The sequence below is a fragment of the Archangium sp. genome, assembly GCF_036388035.1.
In the GTDB taxonomy this organism is placed as follows: domain Bacteria; phylum Myxococcota; class Myxococcia; order Myxococcales; family Myxococcaceae; genus Archangium.
Genome location: NZ_DASVSO010000800.1, coordinates 1 through 3,599, shown reverse-complemented (window position 1 = coordinate 3,599; position 3,599 = coordinate 1). Strand labels below are relative to the sequence as shown.

3 protein-coding genes and 2 pseudogenes are annotated in these 3,599 nt (G+C 72.0%); all 5 read right to left on the bottom strand.

Going from position 1 to position 3,599, the window contains the following annotated elements:
• A partial coding sequence (locus tag VF697_RS32945; RefSeq protein ID WP_331101216.1) for a HEAT repeat domain-containing protein occupies positions 1-762 on the bottom strand: 762 nt, incomplete at its 3' end.
• Complete coding sequence (locus VF697_RS32940) at positions 759-1,289, bottom strand: chemotaxis protein CheW (protein WP_331101214.1); 531 nt, start codon at positions 1,287-1,289, stop codon at positions 759-761. The genes VF697_RS32940 and VF697_RS32945, both read right to left, overlap by 4 nt.
• Positions 1,286-1,849 carry a chemotaxis protein CheW gene (locus tag VF697_RS32935; protein WP_331101212.1) on the bottom strand — a complete coding sequence of 188 codons (564 nt, stop codon included), beginning with the start codon at positions 1,847-1,849 and terminating at the stop codon, positions 1,286-1,288. The genes VF697_RS32940 and VF697_RS32935 overlap by 4 nt, the downstream gene beginning before the upstream one ends.
• Before the next feature lie 34 nt (positions 1,850-1,883).
• Positions 1,884-3,104 (bottom strand): annotated as a pseudogene (locus VF697_RS32930) (chemotaxis protein CheA); the annotation flags it as partial.
• 295 nt (positions 3,105-3,399) lie between these two features.
• Positions 3,400-3,599: pseudogene (locus VF697_RS32925) on the bottom strand (hypothetical protein); the annotation flags it as partial.

Below are 3,599 nucleotides of genomic sequence, written 5' to 3'. Positions count from 1 at the left end.
CGCCTCCATCTCGGGGCGCAGCGAGGGCTCGGCCAGGCGCGCCTGGGTGCCCAGGGCCACGAGCGCCGCCTCGCGGGTGGAGCGCGACTCCGCGCCCAGCCCCCGGCACACCAGCTCCGTGGCCGCCACCTGGGGAATGAGGCCCAGCACCCGGTAGGCGCTGCGCTTGAGCATGGGATTGGCCAGCAGCCGCACCAGCTCCGGCAGCGGCGGCGGGTGGCGCAGCGTCGCGAGCGACTCCAGGGCGCTCAGCTGCAGCAGCGGCTCGGGGTCGTACAGGGTGCGCTCCAGCGCGCGGGCGGCGATCTTGCCTCCCACGCCGGGCTTGCCCACCGCCTCCGCGGCCGCCACCCGGACGTTGAGGTCCCCGTCCTCCAGCATCGCCTTCACCAGGGCCTCCTCCGCCTCCGGTCGTCCGAGCTGGCCCAGGATGTCCGCGGCGAACTTCCGCTGATCCGGGTCCGCGTGCACGAGCAGCCGCACCAGCGGCGCCACCGCCGACACGCCCATGGCCGCCAGCGACTCCGCCGCCGCGTTGCGCGCGCCCGTCTCGTCCCGCTCGCTCAGCACGGAGAGGAGCCGAGCCACCGCCGCCTCGCGCTCGGGCAGTCGGGTGAAGCCCTCCGCCGCCGCGCGGCGCACCCGCCAGCTCTCGTCATGCAGCCCGGCCACGAGCGTCCGCAAGGCCTCCGGCGTGGACGCGTCGAGCTCCAGCAGGGCCCGGTAGCGCGTCTCTTCCGCGTTTCCCCCCTCCTCGCTCATCCGTTCATCCTCCGGCCGGTGTCGCGCATCATCTCCGCCAGCAACAGCGTCTTCAGGTCCAGCAGCAGCTTGAGCCGCTCCGGCGAGCCGCACACCCCTACCACGAAGGGGGCCGGACCCACCGCGCCCATCGCGGGAGCGGGCTTGATCTCACTGCGCCGCATGCGCACCACCTCGGACACGCGATCCACGGCGAAGGCCACGCGCTTGCGGCCCAGCCAGCACACCAGGAGCCGCGTCTTGGTGGGCACCGGAGCCTCCGGGCCGAGCAGCCGCTTGCGCAGGTCCACCACCGGGAGGATGGAGCCGCGCAGGTGGATGACGCCCTCGATGAAGGGCGGCGCTCCCCGGATGGGGGTGAGGCGCTGGGGCGGGAGGATCTCCTCCACCCGCATGATGTCCACCGCGTACTCCTCGGGGCCCACGAAGAAGGCGCAGAGCTGGACGAGCGGATCCCTGTCCGGCGCGCCCGACGGGTCGGACTGGGACTGGGTGAGCTGTGTCAGGACGTTGAAGCGCTGTCTCATGCCAGGGCCTGCCAGATGTCGAGCAGGATGAAGAGCTGCTGGTTGCGCCGCCCGAGTCCCACCACGCAGTCACGTTCTCCGCCACCCACGCCCGGCGGGGCCAGCTCCAGCATGGAGGGCCGCAGCCGCACCACCTCGGACACCGCGTCCACCCAGATGCCCGCGAGCCCGTCCGCCGTCTGCACCACGATGATGCGCGCGGCGCGCGGAGGCTCCGGTGCCTCCGGGCCCGCCACCAGCGGCGCCTTGTCCGCCAGCCGCAGGCGCACCTTCACGTCGTAGACGGGCAGCACCTCGCCGCGCAGGTACATCACCCCGAGCAGGTTGGCCGCGGCGCGAGGCACCTCGGTGAGCGGGGGAATCTTCACGATCTCCCGCACCCCGTGGATGGGCACCGCGTAGTGCTCCCCTTCCAGCCGGAAGGCCAGGTACTCCTCGGGGATCTCCTCGGGGACGGGCTCGATCGACTCGTCGGTGCCGGCCACCAGCTCCTGTAGGAGACCGATGTCCTCATCCGGGCGGTAGAAGAAGCTGTCGAGCAGCACTGACAGGGAAGGCACGGACCGGAGGATAGCAGCCCCACGGCCAGAGACATCAGGCCCTGCGTCGCTCCAGGCTCATCCCCTCCCCGAGCAAGGCACCCACGTCCAGCACCAGCACGGTGCGCCGGTTGGCCAGGTCGGCCGCCCCGGAGATCCCTCGCACGCCCTGCAGGCGACTTCCCAGGGATTTGACGACGATGTCCTGCTGGCCCTGTAGCTCGTCCACGGCGATGCCCAGCCGCTCCTGCGCCAGCCCCGCCACCACCACGAAGTGCCGGTCGTTCTGGCGCTCGGGGTGGCCGAAGACCCGGGCCAGCCGCATCAGGGGCAGCGTCTGCCCCCGCATGTCCAGCACCTCACGGCGCTCCACCGTGCGGATCTCCGAGGGCTTCACGGAGAGGATTTCGAGCACGCTGTTGAGCGGCACCGCGTAGGTGCGCCCGCTCACGCCCACCACGAGCGCTCGGATGATGGCCAGGGTGACGGGCAGCGTGAGGTGGAAGGCCGTGCCCTGCCCGCGCTCGCTCCACACGTCGATGATGCCGGACAGGTTGCCGATGTTGTTCTTCACCACGTCCAGCCCCACCCCGCGGCCGGACAGCTCGGACACGCGGCGGGCGGTGGAGAAGCCCGGCAGGAAGATGAGGTTGAGCAGCTCGCGCCGGCTCATCTCGCGCGCCTGGGCCTCGGTGATGAGGTTCTTGCGCAGGGCCATCTCGCGCACGCCCAGCTCGTCGATGCCGGAGCCGTCGTCGCTCACCTCGATGACGACGTGGTTGCCCTTCTGCTCCGCCCGCAGGGAGATGCGCGCGCGCCGGGACTTGCCCATCGCCTCGCGCGCCTCCGGCGACTCCGCGCCATGGTCGATGGCGTTGCGGATGATGTGCATCAGCGGATCGCTCAGCTCCTCGACGATGAGCTTGTCCAGCTCCACCTCGCCGCCGCTGATGACGAAGTCGATCTCCTTGCCCGACTCGCGGGCGATGCGGCGCACCAGCCGGGCCAGCCGGTCGAACACCTGGCCCACGGGCACCATGCGCGCCTCGAGCAGGCCCGACTGGAGCGCGTCCAGCTTGCGCTCGAGCTGCCGCGTCTCGCGCCCCAGCTCCTGGCCCCACATCTTGGAGAGCGCCGCCGGGCCCTCCTGCCGCGCCGTCTCCGCCATGCGCTGCAGGTTGGCCTTGATGAGCAGCAGTTCGCCCACGGTGTTCATCAGCGCGTCCAGCCGGCCGATGTCCACGCGCACCGTCTGGGACAGCGAGCGCAGCGACTCGCTCTCCGAGCGGGAGCGCGGCGCCCCCGACTCGTCCGACAGCGTCATCGTCCGCACCGGGGGCGCGGACGTCTCGGAACGGGAAGGCGCGGGCTCGTCCCGGAGTCCCAGCACCTCCTGCGTGGGCTCCGGGCTGTCCGGCTCGAACGTGCGCGGGGCCGGGGCCTTCTCGGTGCGGCCCGACCCGGCCTCGCTCTCGGAGGCGGCCTTGGAGGCCTTCTTCCGGCTCGCCCGCTTCTTCGGGGTGGCGGGCGCGGCGGCGGGCGCCTCGGGCTCGGGTTTGCCGCCCAGGCGGTTACGCCACCAGCTTTTCATGTTCGAGCGGCTTGGCCGGGGCCGGGATCTTGGCCATGATCTTCTGCACCACCATGTCGGAGCTGAGCCCCTCGGAGAGCGCCTCGTACGAAAGCACCACGCGGTGGCGCAGCACGTCCGGCACCAGGTCGGTCATGTCCTCGGGCAGCGCATAGCCGCGGCCGCGCAGCATCGCCAGGG